The sequence below is a fragment of the Psychrobacter immobilis genome (assembly GCF_904846065.1).
GTDB classification, from domain to species: Bacteria; Pseudomonadota; Gammaproteobacteria; order Pseudomonadales; family Moraxellaceae; genus Psychrobacter; species Psychrobacter immobilis_H.
In genome coordinates, this window is the sequence record NZ_CAJGZV010000002.1 from 40,759 (window position 1) to 61,027 (window position 20,269).

Genomic DNA, 20,269 nt, shown 5'->3' on the forward strand with positions numbered 1-20,269 from the left:
AAGCCTATAGATCTTCCGTTTTTAACGGCTTATCTAAGGGTACATTGTATAAACGCAGCGCCTCTTTCATGACATTATGAAAGACTGGCGCGACTGTTAAACCAGCATAAATCTGACCACGCGGGTCTTCGATGAGCATCACACCGACCAGCCTAGGGTTGGACGCTGGTGCCATACCCGCAAAAACGTTGCGGTATTGGTCAGTATAGTAGCCACCTTTTGGATTGATACGGCGCGACGTTCCTGTTTTACCAGCGACGCGATAACCGTCAATCGCAGCACCTTTAGCCGTACCACCCGGTTCGGTGACACTTTCCATCATTTGTACGATAGACATCGCTTGCTCGTGTGCCATGATACGCTTGCTTGGCTGCGGCTTGTCATCTTTAATGAGGGTCAATGGGTGCATCACACCGCCTGCCGCCAGCGCCGAATAAGCCTGCGCGACCTGAGCCAATGTTACCTGTAGACCATAACCATAACTGACCGTTGCACGTCTTGACGTTTCTTTTTCTTTTGGTGTGACCACCAGCCCACTACCTTCCCCTGGGAATTGTAGCGGTGTCTTTGAACCAAAACCAAATTGCTTTTGCATATTGGTAATGCCATCAGCGGGTAAAGACAACGCAATCTTAGTCGAGGCGACGTTACTAGATTTCTGTAATAGCGTTGCCATCGTGATCCGCCCTAAATTATTATGGTCACGAATGGTATAACCACGGACACGGATAGAGCCAGGATTGGTATCGATCAAGGTAGTGGCGGTATATTTTCCTGAGTCTAAAGCCGCTGCAACGGTGAATGGCTTCATAACTGAACCGGGTTCGAAGACATCGAGCAGCGCACGGTTACGTTGGTTTTCACCCGTCATCTCATTCAGGTTATTAGAATTAAAAGATGGCCATGTTGACAAGGCAAGCACTTCACCCGTTTGCACATCAACAATCATGCCTGTTGACCAGCGCGCTTTTTGCAAACGCCCTGCTTTCTCTAGTTCTTTATAAAGCAAATACTGCAGGCGCGAATCAATGGTCAACGCCACATCTTTACCTGGTATTTCTGGTTCAATCTGTTTAATTTCTTTTAAACTGTTTTGTTTGGCGTCTTTTAGCACCAACACTTTGCCATCATCACCTGCCAGCTCAGTTTCATATTGGCGTTCGATACCAGCACGACCTTCGTAACCACCTTCAGGGTCGCTGACATTTTGTCCCATAAAGCCCAATAGCTGCGAGTTTGGTTGTGGCTGCGGGTAATAACGTTGGAAAAAGTTTTTTTCATAGACGCCAGGAAAATCAAGGGTGCTGACACTTTGGGCAATCTCAGGCGTTACTTTATTCAGTAGCGGCAAATAGTGCGAGCCTGCACCCGATGGCAGCGCTGCTTTAACTGCTGCTTCATCGGTTACATCAATACTATCGTCGATAGCGGTAACTTTTTTTAGCTCAGTGACCGAAATATTCGCAGCAGCTGCAAGTGTGGTCAGATCCATATTATCCAAACGCTTTTGCATACGCGCAACCAGCTGTGGACTCTCAGGATTGGTGATAATAATACGCTTAAGCTCGTAATATTCGCGCGCGTAATCATGCGGACTAAAAGAGACCGTCGCCAGTGGTGCACTGACTGCAAGTGGCAAATTATTGCGATCGGTAATCATACCGCGATAGGATTTTTGCGTGCGCACGCTAGTGATAAGCTCATCACCTTTGTCTTGATAAAACTGGGCATTGGCAACTTGTAAATAATAAGCACGGGCTATCAGCAAACCCAAGACAACCAATGCAATGACCCAAATAGTACGGAAACGGTTTTTGTCTTGCTCAAAACCGCCGCGAGAGGAAGCGCCAGACGCTTTACCCAAAAATCCTCTTTTATTTTTCAGGTTTTTGACACTGGTATAAGCGCCTTGCTCTTCACTCTTTTTCAATCGATCAAACAATTTAGCCTTACGGTTGCCAGAGGATTTTTGTTCAGCCGTACTGCCTGTTTGTCCCGATTTGGCTGCACTGGCAGGACGTAAGGGCTTAGTCACCTTACCGCTAGTTGGCTTTTTATTCGCATTTTTCGCGGTCGTTTTACCGCTATTGGCATTAGGTTTTTTATCACTCATTGTCCTGCCTCCGCTACCGTGGCATCGGTGATAAGAGCGTCAGGCGATATATCCGTAGAAGCTCGTGGTTCGATAACGTCAGACTTATCCTCATCTGAGTCAGTATCAACGACTGGCACCTGTGCTGTGGCAACACCCGGCTGGATAATGAGCTTATCTTTTAGCGTCGGTGAAAACATGCCCAGTTCAGCCACCGCACGGCTAGCAATTTGCGGCGTCGCACTAAAAGTCTGCTGTTCAATGAGCAAACGTTGATGTTCGACTTGCAGATTACGCTCTTGTTTTTTCATGTCTTGCAAGGTTTTATAATCCTGATGATATTGCTGAACGCCTTCGGCTGTTTTGATACCGCTCCACACAATCGCCACTGCTAACAGCAATAGCACCACTACATAGATACTAACCACATTAAATCGGCGCACAAATAGCTCGCCGATATCGGTGTTATGCGGCATTGCAGCGCGACGGTTTGCGGGTTTGTCAGATATTGCCATGACGCTCTCAAAAAGTGGACTTCAAGTATGAAAATTGGCAACTGTTTTAGAGCGGTAAGACGCTTTGTACAGAACCATCAATAAAGTAAAACCAAACGAAAAAGGAACAGCCGAGCCTAGCAGATAATGTTTACAGATTTTTAACAGCCGCGTAAGTATTCAGACTTTCTATCCTACTTAATTGCCAGCAACCAATCACCAGCAACGCAACCAAACACCCTTTCTATAACATCACGCTACCTGTGTTATTGCTCGACACTGTGTAGATAGTCGGTATCAGTACGAGTCGCCATGCGCAACCACGCACTACGCGCGCGTGGGTTTTGACTGGTTTCAGCTTTGCTTGGACCCACGCGTTTAGGCTTGCTAAAGTAGCGTGGACGATTGGGCGGCATCGGCAAATTCTCATCCTCTGGATATTGCCCTTTACTATGACGCTGCAAAAACTGCTTGATACGGCGATCTTCTAATGAGTGAAAACTAATCACTGCCAGCTGCCCGCCTGACTTTAAAATCGGAATGCTTTGTTCTAAAAAGTCGTCAACATCGCCAAGCTCATTGTTAATAAAAATGCGCATCGCCTGAAAACTCTGAGTCGCTGGATGCTTACCGCGCTGCCAATTAGGATGCGCCACTTTAATCACTTCAGCCAATGCCAAAGTAGAGTCATAACTGTCCATCTGCTTAATAGCACGGGCGATACGGCGACTATGACGCTCTTCGCCAAAATCATAAAGCACATTGGCCAAGGTTTCATCATCGACTTTTTCTAACCACTCAGCGACCGACTGCCCACGACTGGTGTCCATACGCATATCGACCGCACCGTCACGCATAAAACTAAAACCACGACTGCCATCATCAATTTGCGGCGATGAAATACCCAAATCTGCCATTAAGCCATCAACTTGCATGATACCCATTGCCGCTAGACTATTCGTCAACGTCGCAAAACTATCGTGCACCACTTTTACGCGACTATCGGTCTTTGCCAATTCGCGAGCAACGCTAATAGCGGTTGGATCCTTATCAAAAACAATCAAGGTTGCATCATCGGCTAACTGGCTTAATAATAATCGACTATGACCACCACGCCCAAAGGTTGCATCAACGTAGACGCCACTCATCTGCAAGCTGTTTTGGTTGTCACTGCTTTGTTCTGCATCGTCTGTTTGCTTAGGTAGCGCTTTGACACCCAGCACTGCCGCGACGGTTTCTTGCAATAGCACCGCATCATGAACAAAGCTCAATTCATCAGAGTTGGCTTTATCAGTGACAGACTCTTGATTCAGCTGATTAGTAGAGTCATTCTCTACCACAAAATCGTTTTCCACAGCAGACAGCTCAGCCACTGATGCAGCATTAACAGTGGCTAAAGAAGAATCTATTTTAGAATCTTGCTTAGTATTCGGCGTAATTTTTGGATTATTATTCAATATGGACACAAACGACTCAGTAGATGACGACCATTTTGGTCAGTAAGAGTGAAAAATCAGATGAAAATAAACAAGTTATGACTTGTCTAACATTATTATCGCAAGGATACACGGGTAGTCAAGCGCTAGACGGGCATTTCGTTAAAAATATTCCATCTCTCTGTTATACTAGCGCTATATTTTACGCTATTTTTCTACATTGACGGCTATTGTTTGTGCCGTATTTTTTATTCAAACGTGTTATTCACATTTATTATTAATATTTTTAACCGCTATTTTTTTTCATGTTTCACTGCCATATTCATTAACTAGCCTATTCTGAGAATTTTATGATGCCATCATCGACTTCAACTAACAGCACGCGCCCTGTCCGCACCCGCATTGCACCATCGCCTACTGGCTTTCCGCATGTCGGCACCGCTTATATTGCCCTATTCAATTTAGCTTTTGCTAAAGCCCACGGCGGCGAATTTATTTTGCGTATCGAAGACACGGATCAAACGCGCTCAACCGAACAATCTGAAAAAATGATTTTGGATGCGCTGCGCTGGGTCGGTCTCGACTGGGCGGAAGGTCCAGATATTGGTGGACCGCACGCGCCTTATCGTCAGAGCGAGCGTAGTGATATTTATAAAAAGCACGCCGAACAGCTCATAGAAAACGATCATGCGTTTCGCTGCTTTTGTACCAGTGAAGAGCTCGATGCCATGCGTGCTGCGCAAATGGCCAATGGTGAAACGCCACGTTATGACGGTCGTTGTGCCCATTTAGCCTCTGAAAAAACTGCGCAATTAGTCAGTGAGGGCAAACCGCATGTCATTCGTATGCGTGTGCCTACCGAAGGCGTCTGTCAAGTACATGACATGTTACGCGGTACGGTTGAGATTCCTTGGACGCAAGTCGATATGCAAGTGCTGCTAAAAACCGACGGCATGCCGACTTATCATTTAGCCAACGTTGTCGATGACCATTTAATGGACATCAGCCATGTATTGCGTGGTGAAGAGTGGCTGAATTCTGCGCCAAAACATCAATTGCTCTATGAGTATTTTGGTTGGGAGATGCCTGTGCTTTGCCATATGCCACTGCTGCGTAACCCAGATAAATCAAAACTGTCTAAGCGTAAAAACCCAACCTCTATCACTTACTATCGTGATGCTGGTGTACTACCTGAAGCGCTGCTTAACTACCTTGGTCGTATGGGCTACTCGATGCCTGACGAAGCGGAGAAATTTACCTTAGAGGAAATGATTGCCAGCTTTGATATTCAGCGTGTGTCCCTTGGCGGCCCTATTTTCGATATCGAAAAGCTCAATTGGCTTAACGCCGAATGGCTACGTGCGCTAACCCCTGAAGAACTCAAAAACAAAATCCTCGACTGGGCAAGTAACAGCGATAAATTAACCGCTATCGCAGCGGCGATTCAGCCTCGTATTGAGCTGTTATCTGATGCAGTTAATTGGGGTGGTTTCTATTTCCAAAACTTACCTGATATCAATGCTGAGAGCTTTACTCATAAATCGCTCACCCCTGAGCAAATTACTGAGATGCTGCAACTGGCGCTTTGGCAGCTAGAAACCTTACCAACGTGGTCAGAAGAAAATATCTACGCCACCTTAAAAGGTCTTGCGGCTCACCTCGATATTAAGATGCGTGATTTTATGGCACCGTTCTTTATCGCTATCGCTGGTAGCACCTCATCGACACCAGTCATGAATTCTATGGCAATCATCGGCGCTGATATGACCTTGACTCGCTTGCGCCATGCAGTTGATGTACTTGGCGGCCTCGGTAAAAAGAAACTGAAAAAACTTGAGAAACAAGCAGCTGAATTGCCAGATTTTTTAGCAGCTGAATAGTTTAGAAGCTGAGTAATAAATTGGTTGAAAGTTTTTGAAGAAAAAAGGGTCAGGTCAATTCTGACCCTTTTTTTGTCATTAATAGGTACTACTACTCTTCAACTATTAAATATCCTGTATCAAACCTTTTAATTGGAAACAAACATGGCCGCCAAGACCGTCACCATCGAAAGCAAAGATTATGTCTTTAACACGCTCAAAGAAGCGCAGAAATACTATGATGCGATCGTAAAAGAGCTTTATAATGCAAAACTTACCCTGACAAAGGGTCAGGACTTTGAAGATTTAAAGTGGATATACACCACTTACTATGGTTATACCAATCATAATGTCGATAAATTAGGCGATTCTGACATCGTTGGCTTTGAAGGTATCAGTACAGTACAACAAAAAGGGGGGCAATATATCCCCACAGAATGTGCTGCCGTTATTTTCTCTGACGGTACTGAAGAAGAATTCTTTACCGATAAAGCCATTAAAGAGATTGCCATCAAGCAAAATCCACGCTAATTTGGCCTTGTTAAGCCATCAAAACAGGTTAAAACGCTTTTTTTTGCATATTTATAGATTATTTTTAAAATAGTAGTTGACAAGACTGCCGCTCTTACATAAAATACGCACACTCTTAGCGAGGGGCTATAGCTCAGTTGGTAGAGCACTTGCATGGCATGCAAGGGGTCAACGGTTCGACTCCGTTTAGCTCCACCATACTATTTATTGCAACGCTCAGTACTACTGAAACGTAACCATAAATACTCGCTAGTAGGACGATATCAGCACCTAGGCAATGCTTATTTATTAAGCTATCTGGTATTGTGAAGTACCGTTGTAACCATTGGTTATAACACTCTATGCGTCCCCATCGTCTAGAGGCCTAGGACACCGCCCTTTCACGGCGGTAACGGGGGTTCGAATCCCCCTGGGGACGCCACTATTCGGCGTCACTTATTAGCACTTTTGCTTAGCATCTTTAAGCATCAGCTTAGACTAATAAGCGAACAATAGAAAATCCCAGTCATCATACGGTGACTGGGATTTTTTATGTCTGTTGGTTTTGTTATATCCAGTTCATTATAGTTTGGATAAGCTGAAATTAATATATCAACGATCATAACAAGAGACAAACTCTCTAATCGCCCAGCCCCAATGCCTGTATTCGCCCTTGTAGTAGCCTGCTAAATATACCCACGGACGATTTTTATTATCATAAGTGGTATCTGTGACATACACCTCGCGATCATTACGCAGCTTATTAATAATCTTGCCATTAGGCTCGTCGCGAATGTTTAGTGGAGTACCCGTCGGATCTGTTACTTTGCAAACTCTCTCGGCATGCGCGGCATTTATCCCAACTGTCGTAGCAAAAACAGATACAGCAATGGTATAAGCCAAACGTTTCATCTCAAATCCTTATTATCAACAAATGTCTTATTAATCTCTGATATCTTATCAGAGTTCACATTGCGGTATCTGCGATTTTATAAGATATTTACGTTTTATTGATTTTGATAAAGACTGAAGCCATAACCTACTTTATGGTTTTTAATATCAGTATTTATTGAATGATTTATTCTATTGCCAACCCGTAAGATCCTCGCTACCATTAATCCTATAAGAATTTTATAAAATGTATAAATACTTTATAACATACAAATTTTAGGCTTAACACAAGGACGTTTTAACCATGTTCGGTATTGAGAACTATCTAGGGTTTATTTTAGCCGCCATCTTGTTAAACCTGACCCCAGGCACGGATAGCATGTACATCATTACCCGTAGTATTTCGCAGGGGCAAACGGCAGGGTTTTATTCTGTGTTGGGTATTACTTCAGGCATTCTGGTGCATACGCTACTGGCTTCGCTAGGATTGTCAGTATTGCTTGCCAACTCTCCTACAGCATTTATGGTCGTCAAATATGTTGGTGCGGCTTACTTATGCTACTTAGGTCTAAAAATGCTACTAAGCAAAAAATCAAATTCAATAGCGAATAGTTTATCTAAAGACGAGCACACTATTGATAAACAGAATGTAGACAGCTGGCAAATCTATAAGCAAGGTGTGTTGACCAATACTTTTAACCCAAAGGTCGCCTTATTTTTCCTCGCGTTCTTCCCTCAGTTCATCGATTCTAGTTATGCTTATGGCATGTTGTCATTTCTAATGCTAGGGCTGACCTTTGCTACCACTGGTTTTATATGGTGCTTATGTTTGGCACTATTAGCAGCGCGGTTTAGTACACGCTTGCGTGAGAACCCCTCTATCGAAACGATGTTAAATAGAATCAGTGGTATGGTGTTTATTGGTTTAGGAATTAAGCTGTTGACTGAGAAGGGTTGAGCAGAATAGGTATTCAGAATATTCAGTCTGTTACCTCGAGTTTTTACAGTATAGACTTATTTATAAATTAGACAGAATAAGTGCGCAAGTCGAAGGCGCACTTTACTGACTGACTAATAAAAAGAAAACTAGATTTGTGAAATTATTTAGTAAAAACTGAAGGAACGACTGGCATACCGCACCATTCAGCAATCTTATTATATTTTCCTGCTAGTTTCATAAAAGTCTCAATTGCACTTTCTGAGGTTTTAACTGCTTCACTAACATTATCGTTACCTTCATTCACTTTTTCAATAAACTTCCTGAATTTCTCCATTGACTTTGAATTTTTTAGTTTTTCAGGATCTTTTTCATCTATAACTTCTCTTAAGGAAGCTTGTAAACTTTCAAGTTCAGCGTGAGAGTCATTTTTATCAGGAAGTATATACTTTAACTGTTCAACTAGTGGAAGAGCTTCATTAACTACATTATTAGTAACAACTGATAAGTTATTCCGAAAACTAGGATTTATCTCGATGGTAGTATACTTTTCTTGCTTTAAGGCTTTTTCTAATAATTCTGAGAGGTAGTTCTTATCAGTTTTTAAATAACCAATAATATCCTGTTGTGTTTCAATTCTCACTTGAGACATTCTTAGTTCACTCTTTAGCTCTAAGATTAATCCTTTGTCTTCCGTAAAGTCTTCTGGATTTCCATTACCTGTTACAATCATCTCATACTCAGTAAGTGCCCTTTCAATCACATCTGTATTACCATCTTCTGATATAACTATTAATCTTATGGATTGACCATTTTGTTCGATCTTAACTGTAGCATTTTCATCAGGATAGTTCTTATGTAGATACTGACTGAAATAATTCAATATACCAAGTCCTGCTTGATAATACTGAGGTGGAAACTCTATAAATTTATCTAAGACAATCTTATCTTTCAATGTTTCTGTTTGTTCTAGTTCTATTACAGATAGTTCATCGTCATCATTACCTGTAACATATAAAACTAAGAAAGGATAATTTTTATTAATTGACTGTAAACTAGTTAAACTTTCTAAATTATTTTTAGAATCCGTAATTAATATAGGAAATGAACCGCCCCGGGATTGTCGGAGACTTAATATTCTGAGAGAATACGACAATGAAAAGACAAACCTACACTCCTGAGATTAAAGAACGCGCCGTTCGTATGCTGATCGAAGCAGCAAACGACTATCCCTCCACATGGTCAGCCATTCAAGCCATTGCCGCTAAGATTGGCTGTACACCTGAAACCCTGCGATCATGGCATAAAAAACACATCGATCAAACTATTCCTGCAAATGTTCAGGCTCAAAGTCAAGAGCAGCGTATTAAGGATCTTGAGCGCGAAAACAGAGAGCTCAAGCAAGCCAATGAGATTATACGTAAGGCTGCTGCTTTTTTCGCCCAGGCGGAGCTCGGCCGCCCACACAAGTAATGGTTCAGTTTATTGATGACTATAGAGGTAGTTATGGGGTCGAGCTGATCTGTAGAGTGCTACCGATTGCCCCGTCAACTTATCACCGTGCTAAAGACCTAGAAAACAGTCCTGAAAAGCGTTCACTGCGCAGACAGCATGACGACTTTTACATCGGTGAAATCAAACGCATCTGGCAGGACAGCAAGTGCCGTTACGGTGTGCGTAAAGTCTGGCAGCAGATGAAAGCTGATGGGTTAAAGATTGCTCGGTGTACCATAGAGCGCTTAATGAGACAGCATGACCTACAAGGCGTCTGGCGTGGCAAAAGCAAGATTACCACCAACAGTCGTGACGACCAAAAACGCGCTGATGACTTAGTCAATCGCAACTTTAGTGCTCGTCGTCCTAACCAGCTCTGGGTGGCGGACTTCACCTACATCAAGACGACAAGCGGCTGGGTATATACTGCTTTTGTTATTGATGTGTTTGCTCGCGCTATTGTGGGCTGGAAAGTTTCTAATCGCATGAACACCGATATGGTAATGGCGGCATTGAACCAAGCAATAGCAGACAGAAACAATTCCAAAGACGTGATTCATCATAGTGATCGAGGCGTTCAGTATTTATCCATTCGCTACACTGAGAGGATGACAGACTGTGGCGTGATTGCTTCGGTCGGTACTACAGGCGATTCATACGACAATGCCTTGGCTGAAACGGTCAATGGGCTGTACAAGGCTGAGGTGATTCATTATTTAAAACAGAACTGGACTGGCGTCAACGATGTTGAACTGGCAACCCTTGAGTGGGTAGATTGGTTCAATAAAACACGTTTACATAGCACGATTGGTTATGTCTCGCCTTTTGAGTTTGAAAAGCAGTATTATGATAACTTAACCCTGTCAGGTATTGCTGCCTGACTCAAGTAAATCACTCTCCGATATACTCGGGGCGGTTCAGAAAAGCTAAATTATTATTTGCTATTATCTTTTCCACGTCATCGAACAACCATTTGTATACATTAGGATTCAAATTAATATCATTAGGGAGACAGATGTAGATATTGCTTTTAGATATTACTAAAAACTCATGCTCCTCACTCTCTGTCCAAGATAATTTTCTTAAACTATCAATGAATCCTTTATACTTTTTACTACTTAAATTACTTAGTCTAGCCTTACTTATCATTCTAGCCTTAACAAGGAAGCTAGATTGCTGATAGTCATCTATTATTTGCTCTATACCCTTCCACCCATCAGTGGATATGGACTGTAAGATTTCTTGATACTCTTTAGGATATGAATCTAAAAACAGTTTCCAAGCATTTTTGTAGCTTACAACAGTTTTAATAGGCATAACTTATGTCACCACGAAGAATTATAGAACTTACTATAACTCAGAATAATGGGCTTTTGTATAACTTATAATTTAGTTATAAAGGTTAAATCATATAATATATCTAGTTGAAATATAATAAAATCTACCTAGAGATAGTACACATAGTTTCTACTTAAAATATTTTATCAATTTTTTGCATATAGCCCACTATAGATCATACTACTTATTTTAAACAACAAATAAAAAAGCCCAATCCCAGTGATAAGGGATCGGGCTTTTTTTGATTTAGCCTAACTAATTACTAGCCTGCTTCTTTGCTCTCGCTTGCCAATTGACGTAGTACATAGTGCAACACGCCACCATGACGCACGTACTCGCGCTCTTTTGGCGTCTGGAGCATGACATTGACATCAAAGCTCTCAGACGAACCATCGGCACGCGTAGCCGTAACTTTGGCGGTCTTGCTCTCGCCATTATCTAGACCTGTGATGCTAAGCACTTCAGAGCCGTCTAGATTATAAGTTTCTGCATTTTCACCGTCTTTAAAGGTTAATGGCAACACACCCATACCGACGAGGTTTGAGCGGTGAATACGTTCGAACGAACTGGTCAATACTGCTTTTACGCCAAGCAAAATCGTACCTTTCGCTGCCCAGTCACGACTAGATCCAGAGCCATATTCTGCACCGCCAAGTACCACGAGCGGACGCTTATCTTCTTTATACTTCATTGCCGCATCATAGATGGCCATTTCTTCGCCGTCTTGTAGAGTGGCGCTATCGCCGTTGAAGTAATAAGTATAGCCGCCCTCTTTGCCAGCCATCATGGTATTTTTGATACGGATATTGGCGAAAGTACCACGCGTCATGACCGCATCATTACCACGGCGTGAGCCATAGCTATTGAAGTCGGCTTGCATCACACCGCGCTCTTGCAAGTACTTACCTGCTGGCGAATCTGGATCGATATTACCGGCTGGTGAGATATGGTCAGTGGTGATTGAATCACCGAACAACCCTAAGATGCGTGCGCCTTCGATATCAGGAATACCTTCTGGCTCCATGGTCATACCATCAAAGAACGGTGGGTTTTTAATATAAGTAGACGCTTCGCTCCACGGATACAACTGGCTATCGGCTGAGCTAATGGCGTTCCATGCGGCACTACCGTCAAACACTTCACCATAGTTTTTGCGGAACATATCCGCATCGATATTATTAGCAATCAGCTCATTGATCTCATCTGACGTTGGCCAAATATCTTTTAAGAAGACATCTTTGCCATCTTGATCTTGTCCTAACGGCTGCGTCGTTAAGTCAATATCAACCGTACCTGCCAGCGCATAAGCCACTACCAATGGTGGTGACGCCAAATAACTGGCTTTTACGTGCGAGTGGATACGACCTTCAAAGTTACGGTTACCTGACAACACGGCAGCAGCGACTAAGTCTTTTTCTTCGATACCTTTTTCAATCGACTCTAAGAGCGGTCCTGAGTTACCGATACACGTGGTACAACCATAACCCACTAAATAGAAGCCTGTTTTTTCAAGCTCGTCCATTAACTTAGATTTTTCAAGATAATCGGTGACGACTTTCGAACCGGGAGCTAATGAAGTTTTGACCCAAGGCTTGGCTTTTAGACCTTTTGCAGCGGCTTTTTTCGCCACCAAACCCGCACCAATCATCACCGCAGGGTTTGAGGTATTGGTACATGAGGTAATCGCTGCGATAACGACAGAACCATCACGCAATTTATGGCTCTTATCATCGATATTGACGTCAGAGAAAACATTAGGCTTAGCATAGAGTCTATCCGCTTGCTCTTGCTCGCCGCCTTCTTCATCAAAGCGTACCTTGCCTTCGACTTCTGACTTGCGGTCTTTGGTCATTTTTTCTAAAGTTTCGCCAAATTTTTCGTGCATATCAGATAGATTGATACGCTGCTGTGGCAAGTTCGGACCGGCAAGTGCGGGCTGTACCGATGATAAATCAAGCTCTAATTTACTTGAATAAGTCGCCGCTGGGGTATCGGCATCGTGCCATAAGCCTTGCGCCTTGGCATACTTTTCAACCAATTCAATCTGACTTTCTTCACGACCTGATAGACGCAAATAATCAATCGCCATTTGGTCAATCGGGAAAATACCACAGGTTGCCCCATATTCTGGTGACATATTGGCAATCGTCGCCCTATCTGCCAGTGGCATACTGTGTAAGCCTTCGCCATAAAACTCGACGAATTTACCAACCACACCATGCGCACGTAGCATTTCAACCACACGCAATACCAAATCCGTCGCAGTAACGCCTTCGGTCAATTTACCTTTTAGCTCAAAGCCGACCACTTGTGGAATCAGCATTGATGACGGTTGACCAAGCATTGCCGCTTCCGCTTCAATACCGCCGACACCCCAACCAAGCACGCCAATACCATTAATCATCGTCGTGTGACTGTCAGTACCAAATACCGTATCAGGATAAGCCGTCAACTCGCTTTTACCATCAACATTGACATCAGCAGCCATTACAACACGAGCTAAGTATTCAAGGTTAACTTGATGCACAATACCCGTCGCTGGTGGTACGACCACAAAGTTTTTAAACGCATTACGACCCCAATGCAGGAATTCATAACGTTCATTGTTACGTTTAAATTCAATTTTTTCGTTCAAGTCTAGTGCATCTTCTCGGCCATAAGCATCGACTTGTACAGAGTGATCGACAACCAATTCACTTGGGATAAAGGGGTTAATTTGCTCAGCTTTACCGCCAAGCTCAACCACGGCATCACGCATGGCTGCCAAATCGACAACTGACGGCACACCAGTAAAGTCTTGCAGGACTACACGCGCTGGCATAAAGGCAATCTCTTTTGACGCTTCTGCGCCTGCATCCCAGTTGGCAACGGCTTCGATATGATTTTTGCCGACAGATTGACCATCATCTTCGTTACGTAATAGGTTTTCTAAGACGATTTTCATGCAAAATGGCAATTTGCTGATGTGCTCAAAAGTTTCGGTCAGCTTTGGCAAACTGTAATAGGCATGTTCCTTGCCATCGACCGTAATGGTGTCTTTTACATTAAAAATATCACTCATGGTAGCTTCCTTATCGTTGTTATAGATCCTAAGCCCAAACGGTTATAGGTTTATGCTGAGGATTGGTGGCTAGATAGATGATTGTACGAGTTGTATTCAAAATCATTATTATTTGACACAATAGAATATAAAGTTGAGTTAACAAAATAGCTAAGCGACTCTTTAGGACTTAACAATAACGCTCTTTTACCATAACAAAACGGCGGCGCTTTGTTAACGTCTAGACGTTGTCAAATCGTGGCATAATCGTAAACGTAACAAGGGGTTAACGTTCTATTATTGAGTATCAATATATCTTCCAGAAAAATATTAGAATCAAAGGTAGTGGGTAAACCAGTCGCAGCATACGAGCCTTATCTCTTAGACGTTTGGCTGCGCTATGCTATTATGGTGCGCTTTTTTACCGCTAGGCAAACGCCTCGAAACAATCGTTTCGCGCGCTACTTATTGATGAGTTTTTATGGCAAATTTTAACACCCACCTGAATGTTGCATTCATGGTCAGTGGTACGCTCAGTTTGACGGTTTATAAAGCGGGATTGATTGATGATTCGGGGTTTTTAGTTTGCGTGGCGCTTGGCACCATCGGTGGGCTACTTCCTGATTTGGATTCTGATAACTCCACACCGATTAAACTTGGCTTCAATATCACCTCATTTATTTTTGCCTTTGGTTTGGTCATGCATTGGCGCAGTGAGCTGAGTTTGCTCGCCCTGATTGCATTATGGCTAGCAGGCTACGGCTTTATGCGTTATGTGGTTTTCTCTATTTTTACCAACATGACCGTGCATCGCGGCGTGATTCACTCCGTGCCCTATATGGCAATTTTGGGTTTGGGGCTGACTTATTTAAGCTACTATGTCTTGCACCTCCCATTAACGGCAAGCTGGTTTTACGGTTTATTTTTATTCGGTGGAGCGCTAGTGCATTTGACATTGGACGAGCTATATAGTGTTAACTTATCGAATATGAAAATGAAGCGCTCATCAGGGACAGCGATGAAGTTTTATCAGCCTAAAGATAAGTGGTGGTATTTATTGCTATATACACTGCTCGCCATGTTGGTCTATTTTGCCCCGCCGTTTGATGCGTTTTGGCAGCAGCTGCGCGACCCAGCACCATGGGCACAGCTAAAAGTTGGCATATTGCCAGAACTGATAAAAAGCATGCTGCGATAAAGATACGGTAAAGCAGTAAAATCCAAACGAAAATGAGAATGAAACATGCAACCTAATCTACACGTTTGCCCTTGCCAAATTCATCCATCATCAAGCGCTATCAGCTCACCACTACTGTATAAAGATTGCTGTCAGCCTTATCATGAGGCTGTTTATAATGATGCTCTTTATAATGGTGAGGTTGGCAAAGCAGAGGGTATAAAAGCGGAGACAGCCGAACGTCTCATGCGCACGCGCTATAGTGCCTTTGTGTTGATTAAGCCAGACTATATCGTCAAGACTACGCTACCCGCGCAGCAAGACTTGCTTGATATTAACGCGATTGAATCGTGGGCAAAAGAGACGAATTGGGCAGGACTAGCAATCGTAGCGCATACGCCAAAGCTAGGCAAACGCCATGCGAAGGTTGAGTTTAAGGCTTATTTCAAGCCAACTAATAATGCAAGTAATTTAGAAGAGAAAGTGCAGGCGCATCATGAATTGTCTGCCTTTGTGAGAGTAAAAGACAAAGTTAATAACGATGCGCGCTGGTACTTTTTAGATCCGACGGTTGCGATGACTGTCAGCCAAAAGCAACCGTGTATTTGTGCGTCGGGTGAGAAGTTTAAGCGGTGTTGTGGGGTTTATTTGGGTTAGTTTCTCTCTCAATTTTTGGTGTTTCTCTCTCAAATTACTAGTTTACTTATAATTATTCGTTTTATAAAAGCTATATATATCAAACCCTTAAAAACACTACCGCTCTTTCTCTCTCTCATTTGGGCCTTTTCTCTCTCAAACCTCTCTCAATTAAAATGCTTCTATCACTTCATAACCCACTTAGAGTACCGACCCACCCCAACGTTTTCTATTTTTTCTATTTTTCTAAGTTTAGTTAATAAATGACCTATTTTAGTGATTTTCTGTTTTTCATCAAGAACTTCACTAAGTGTTGGTATTAGCAAACTGTCGATATCAGGCCTTGTAGCACATTCATATTTGTCTATATAGTCTAAAATAAGTTGCATATAAAAAGTATCATCTTGAATTCTATTACGTATGTATTTAGCTTTTTTGTTAGTGGCTTCTGCTACTGATGATGATACATAGTAGTTCGGTCTTCGTCCCTCGATAAGGTTCTTCCGTTGTAACTCTCTAGCCATACCCTTAGAAATATTCTGACCTTTTTGAACTCTATCTAAAGCTATAATCTCCATTATTGATAAATCTGTGTTTTTAATTAATAACTTGCTATATGCAGGGTCTACAACATCACCATATATAATTAACTTAACAGCCTGTGGCATAGTCAAATCGTAATCAGGTAACGGCAGATAGCGCTTCGCTTGTTTTTCGTACATTTCATGGATTCCATAACCCATCGTGTCAATCATATTGAGCTGAACCATAGCTTGCGCAAGCTTATAATTACGATACTTTTTTGGTCTTCTCTCTTCTGTTACATAATCCACAGGTTTGCCTTCGAAAAAGCTTCCTTCACTTTCAAAGATTAAACGATCTATTTTTTCAGACACGATAATTCTAGAGTTTTTAGTATAGTCCTGATGGGCTATACAGTTATGCAAAGCTTCTAAAACGACACGTTGATTATATTTATCGATTTCAACAGGAATGAGCTCATCATCAGGTAAAATTCGTATTTGGAAGTTACGTATCTTCTGGTATAGCTGTGTTGATGTTAATAAAAAAGGTGGATAGAAGTGTTCGTAAGCTCTTTCTTCCGCTTCTAAGCTCCATACCATAGCCGCAGGGTGCGGTGAAAGAAATCTAGCTGACTCTGGTTTTCCAAGAAGTAAAAGTGTAGATCTAGTAATTTTGCCATTTTCAGTTAATCTAGCTTTGTTTAGAAAATCTAAATCGTCTAGCTCAAGCACTGTTTCATTTTCAAGCCTTTGACCCATTTTTCTAGCAAAACCTTGCTTTGCTTTATTTAATGCATCGGGATCTAGGTCATTTATAGTCGCTTCTGATACTATTTGTGCTGACCAATCTATCCATTTTTCTTGTTGATTAATCTCATTTAACTTATCCAATCCTAGTGCTACCAAGCTTTCACCAGCTCTAGCGTAGTAATGCCCGTTGTAAGATATTGGCGAACCTTTAGGTGCTGCTGGAATTTGAAACATAACAACACCCCCTTTAGGATGTTGCAATTCAAAAATATTTCTAAATGTAATTGTTGGTTGCGTATCTTGAGAAATCTGCTGACTCACTGCTTGTATACGTTCAGAACTCTTAGCTTTGTAGTCTGTGCCAATAACTTGTCGGGTTTTATCATCAATACCAAATACTAGCCAGCCAAAACTTTGCCCTCGCAAATTGGCTTCGTTAGATATAGCTGAGAAATACTTCCCGATATCAGATAAAGAGAACTCTCTTTTACCGCGCTTAAATTCGACAACTTCATTTTCCCAACATTCAATAAGAGTATCGAGTAACTCTAAAAGCTCATCATGGTTCATATCACCCCCTAAACACTCGCCCCAACCGCTCGTGCCACCGCAATGCCTTCATCAATCGTCAAAAATTTTCGCTGGCTTGGGCTGTCTCTATAAATAACATCACCATCTTGGAATATTAAGCACTCATTGACGGCCAACTGCTGCCATTTCTCATTTTCAGTGAGCGGAACAGTGACTAAGATAGTCACTTTATCCGTATCTGTCGTCACATCGCCAAAGTTAATGGCTAAATCATCATCTGCCAATTTCGCCTCGCCAAATGGTGCTTGACGCGTGAGATAAAACAATAAACTCCCCGCATAAGCCAATTGCCAGCTACCGTTTGATATCAAGCAGTTAAACAAGCCATTGGCGGATAAATAACGACATTGGGTGGTCAAAAATTTAAACAGCGTTTGGTCATCAGGGCGAGTTTTAAAGCTGCTTTTTAGGCGATTAACAAGGTAGCAAAACGCCATTTCAGAATCAGTTGAACCAACTGGCTGGCAATGTGAGGCGTTGCCGTTGTCTTGCAAGCGCTGACAGCGTTTGATAAATTCGCTATTCATTTGCCCATTGTGCGCAAACACCCACTGCTCGCCCCACACTTCACGGACAAAGGGATGGGTGTTTGCCAAACAATTCTGCCCTTGGGTCGCTTTACGGATATGGGCAATGACGTTCATGGCTTTAATCGGATAATTATTGACCAAATCAGCAACGGGTGATAAATGACTTGGTTTATTATCATGGAAAAGACGCAAACCAGTTGAAGCATTCTCTGAGTCGCACTCACTACGCTCAAAAAACGCAATACCAAAGCCATCTTCATGACTATCGGTCATGCCGCCGCGACGACGAAACCCTGCAAAGCTAAAACCAATATCGGTTGGGGTATTACAGTTCATTCCTAGGAGTTGACACATTTATACTTCACCGCCGTTATTGTCGTCTTGTGCAGGATTTAAAGTAGGGTTAATTTTGGCTGCAGACGTTTCATCAAACACCTCATAAGGCGTTGCCCCATCGGTGTCAATATTTGCCAAAATGCGCTGTGCATGCGCCAAATCAGTATCCTGTACCCACAGCACAATCCCAGAATTCATACCGGGCATCGCACTCAGCGGTTGCAGAGAAACGGTAATACCATTGTTACGAAGCAGATTGGCATGCAGTTCACCTTGCATATTGGTGTCGTAGCGTGCCAGCTTGTGCCAGTTATCAACTTGATCGGTCATGATAAATTCCTTTTAAATATTTATAAATATAACTCGTTGCTATCATTCTATTAGCAACCGAAACCTTGTGACCAATTAATTTGATTTAACGGATAAGCATCAATATGGAAACCGTTTGGATAATCTTTAAAGCCAGATTGTGATTTTAATTGCTCAATAGCAGCTTGTGCTTGTTGCTCAGTCGCAAACACACCGATTATCTTAAAATCTTCGACATCGTTATTTTTATCATCGTCTTTATAACGTGCATGCTCTAGTACAAATACGGTACTTTGCGCTTTTTCAACATGTGACCAATGATAAGCGGCAAGGCGTTTCATCAGGTCAGGATTTTTGACCATGATGTTATCGCCCGTACGCCCTTCGGTACGGTTGTAGTGAATAACGTTGAGACGTAATAGCCAAAAAATCACCGCCGCTTTTGCAAGCATCACTGGTAAGGCACGTTTTTCATCTTCACCGAGCATGCGTTTCGACTCATAGCCTTGCAAAAAAGCCGCCATTTTACTGCGATCAAAATTCACCGACTCGCCCTGCTCAGCATCGCCCCACGTGGTACAAAAGTCATTAATCGTAATGGCAATATCCATCACATAGTGCTCGACGCTAACTTCGGTAAAGTCTAACAACCCAGTCAGACGCGCTTCACCTTTTTGGCTATTATTTAACGATAAGTTCCATAGCGTGTTATCAGCAAACATATCTAAATGACATAAGCCTTTTGGCAAGCTGGCAAGCGGCAAATCCGTATAAGACTGCCAAATATCACTCATCAATTTGGCTTCGTCAGCTGGCATAAACTGCATTTCACGATCGCGCACCTCGCTCCATGGGTATAAAGGCACGCCATATTCTTCCGCAGGTTGTAATGCTTGCAATGTCTCATGCAGCATCGCTAAAGCGGCGCCAATTTCATGACACATCGCTTGTGTGGTTTGCTGTGGATGCGAGCCTGCTAGGCATGGCACTAAGGTAATTGCTTTATTGTCATAGCGTATGACATAGCATTTTTCTGCGCTATCAGCGCCTAAATCAAGCAATGCTAACGGCGCAGCGACCGGTAATTTACCGTGCAGTTGATTGAGGATGACGGCCATCTTCTCGATGTCTTCTGGTGGACGTTCTTCAAATAAGGTAAAGACATAAGAGTGTGCGCCATCTACATCGTCAGTCGTCTGAATAAACCAGTTAGAGTTTTTGATACCTTGGGTAATCGGAATGGCACGCGCGAACGCTACGCCAAAACGGTGGCAAAAAGTGGCAAACTGGTCATCGGTTAACTGGGTATAGACGGACATGACATC

Annotated in this window: 17 protein-coding genes, 2 tRNA genes and 1 other annotated feature; of the genes, 8 read left to right on the plus strand and 11 right to left on the minus strand. The window is 42.6% G+C overall.

The features are described 5' to 3' along the window. Positions 1 to 4 precede the first annotated feature (4 nt). The 3 genes from JMW64_RS12850 to rsmH all read right to left on the minus strand — a co-directional run bounded on the left by JMW64_RS12850 (position 5) and on the right by rsmH (position 4,052). On the minus strand, positions 5 to 2,113 hold the full coding sequence (locus tag JMW64_RS12850) for a peptidoglycan D,D-transpeptidase FtsI family protein (protein ID WP_201555190.1): 2,109 nt from the start codon (positions 2,111 to 2,113) through the stop codon (positions 5 to 7). After that, positions 2,110 to 2,607, minus strand: coding sequence for a cell division protein FtsL (gene ftsL, locus JMW64_RS12855; protein WP_201555192.1), 498 nt, complete (start codon positions 2,605 to 2,607; stop codon positions 2,110 to 2,112). The genes JMW64_RS12850 and ftsL overlap by 4 nt, the downstream gene beginning before the upstream one ends. 245 nt (positions 2,608 to 2,852) lie before the next feature. After that, positions 2,853 to 4,052: a 16S rRNA (cytosine(1402)-N(4))-methyltransferase RsmH gene (gene rsmH, locus JMW64_RS12860; RefSeq protein WP_406947508.1), complete on the minus strand. Its 1,200-nt coding sequence runs from the start codon at positions 4,050 to 4,052 to the stop codon at positions 2,853 to 2,855. A 320-nt stretch (positions 4,053 to 4,372) separates the two neighbouring features. Between rsmH and gltX the strand changes: the two genes are divergently transcribed. The 4 genes from gltX to JMW64_RS12880 all read left to right on the plus strand — a co-directional run bounded on the left by gltX (position 4,373) and on the right by JMW64_RS12880 (position 6,833). After that, on the plus strand, positions 4,373 to 5,902 hold the full coding sequence (gltX, locus tag JMW64_RS12865; RefSeq protein ID WP_201555193.1) for a glutamate--tRNA ligase: 1,530 nt from the start codon (positions 4,373 to 4,375) through the stop codon (positions 5,900 to 5,902). A 144-nt stretch (positions 5,903 to 6,046) separates the two neighbouring features. Beyond that, a complete protein-coding gene (locus tag JMW64_RS12870) occupies positions 6,047 to 6,412 on the plus strand; it encodes a hypothetical protein (protein WP_201555194.1) in 366 nt (121 codons plus the stop codon). A 122-nt stretch (positions 6,413 to 6,534) separates the two neighbouring features. Then, positions 6,535 to 6,610 (plus strand) — tRNA-Ala (locus JMW64_RS12875). A 147-nt stretch (positions 6,611 to 6,757) separates the two neighbouring features. After that, a tRNA-Glu gene (locus JMW64_RS12880) sits at positions 6,758 to 6,833 on the plus strand. Positions 6,834 to 7,003: 170 nt separating this feature from the next. Here the strand turns inward: JMW64_RS12880 and JMW64_RS12885 are convergent. Next, positions 7,004 to 7,303, minus strand: a complete 300-nt coding sequence (locus JMW64_RS12885; protein WP_201555195.1) for a hypothetical protein — start codon at positions 7,301 to 7,303, stop codon at positions 7,004 to 7,006. Positions 7,304 to 7,586: 283 nt separating this feature from the next. Between JMW64_RS12885 and JMW64_RS12890 the strand changes: the two genes are divergently transcribed. Continuing rightward, positions 7,587 to 8,240, plus strand: a complete 654-nt coding sequence (locus JMW64_RS12890; RefSeq protein WP_201555196.1) for a LysE family translocator — start codon at positions 7,587 to 7,589, stop codon at positions 8,238 to 8,240. Between the two features lie 142 nt (positions 8,241 to 8,382). Here JMW64_RS12890 and JMW64_RS12895 read toward each other — a convergent pair whose 3' ends face one another. Continuing rightward, complete coding sequence (locus tag JMW64_RS12895; RefSeq protein WP_201555197.1) at positions 8,383 to 9,375, minus strand: hypothetical protein; 993 nt, start codon at positions 9,373 to 9,375, stop codon at positions 8,383 to 8,385. On the opposite strand from JMW64_RS12895, the gene JMW64_RS12900 reads away from it, so the two are divergent. Continuing rightward, a protein-coding gene (locus JMW64_RS12900; protein ID WP_406947509.1) for an IS3 family transposase occupies positions 9,375 to 10,594 on the plus strand; the annotation gives its coding sequence in 2 pieces (ribosomal slippage) (positions 9,375 to 9,651 and positions 9,651 to 10,594; 1,221 coding nt in all). The two genes, JMW64_RS12895 and JMW64_RS12900, sit on opposite strands and share 1 nt — an antisense overlap. Next, positions 9,650 to 9,766 (plus strand) — a sequence feature (AL1L pseudoknot). It overlaps the preceding gene by 117 nt. Positions 10,595 to 10,604: 10 nt before the next feature. Here the strand turns inward: JMW64_RS12900 and JMW64_RS12905 are convergent. Both JMW64_RS12905 and acnA read right to left on the minus strand, forming a co-directional pair. After that, positions 10,605 to 11,030 (minus strand): hypothetical protein, encoded by a 426-nt coding sequence (locus JMW64_RS12905; RefSeq protein WP_201555200.1) that lies wholly within the window; start codon positions 11,028 to 11,030, stop codon positions 10,605 to 10,607. A 283-nt stretch (positions 11,031 to 11,313) separates the two neighbouring features. After that, on the minus strand, positions 11,314 to 14,112 hold the full coding sequence (gene acnA / locus JMW64_RS12910) for an aconitate hydratase AcnA (protein WP_201555201.1): 2,799 nt from the start codon (positions 14,110 to 14,112) through the stop codon (positions 11,314 to 11,316). Positions 14,113 to 14,572: 460 nt separating this feature from the next. Here acnA and JMW64_RS12915 point away from each other — a divergent pair, with 460 nt between their 5' ends. Next, positions 14,573 to 15,289: a metal-dependent hydrolase gene (locus JMW64_RS12915; RefSeq protein WP_193007540.1), complete on the plus strand. Its 717-nt coding sequence runs from the start codon at positions 14,573 to 14,575 to the stop codon at positions 15,287 to 15,289. 45 nt (positions 15,290 to 15,334) lie between these two features. Further along, on the plus strand, positions 15,335 to 15,925 hold the full coding sequence (locus JMW64_RS12920) for a YchJ family protein (RefSeq protein ID WP_201555202.1): 591 nt from the start codon (positions 15,335 to 15,337) through the stop codon (positions 15,923 to 15,925). A 164-nt stretch (positions 15,926 to 16,089) separates the two neighbouring features. On the opposite strand, the gene JMW64_RS12925 is transcribed toward JMW64_RS12920, so the two are convergent. The 4 genes from JMW64_RS12925 to JMW64_RS12940 are packed head-to-tail and all read right to left on the minus strand — an operon-like array spanning position 16,090 to position 20,263. Continuing rightward, on the minus strand, positions 16,090 to 17,748 hold the full coding sequence (locus JMW64_RS12925) for an RNA-binding domain-containing protein (protein WP_201555203.1): 1,659 nt from the start codon (positions 17,746 to 17,748) through the stop codon (positions 16,090 to 16,092). Positions 17,749 to 17,756: 8 nt separating this feature from the next. After that, positions 17,757 to 18,653, minus strand: coding sequence for a class II glutamine amidotransferase (locus JMW64_RS12930; RefSeq protein WP_201555204.1), 897 nt, complete (start codon positions 18,651 to 18,653; stop codon positions 17,757 to 17,759). Beyond that, positions 18,654 to 18,965, minus strand: coding sequence for a putative signal transducing protein (locus JMW64_RS12935; RefSeq protein ID WP_227694293.1), 312 nt, complete (start codon positions 18,963 to 18,965; stop codon positions 18,654 to 18,656). It abuts the gene before it with no gap. Positions 18,966 to 19,015: 50 nt separating this feature from the next. Further along, positions 19,016 to 20,263: a homoserine kinase gene (locus JMW64_RS12940; RefSeq protein ID WP_201555205.1), complete on the minus strand. Its 1,248-nt coding sequence runs from the start codon at positions 20,261 to 20,263 to the stop codon at positions 19,016 to 19,018. Positions 20,264 to 20,269 lie beyond the last annotated feature (6 nt).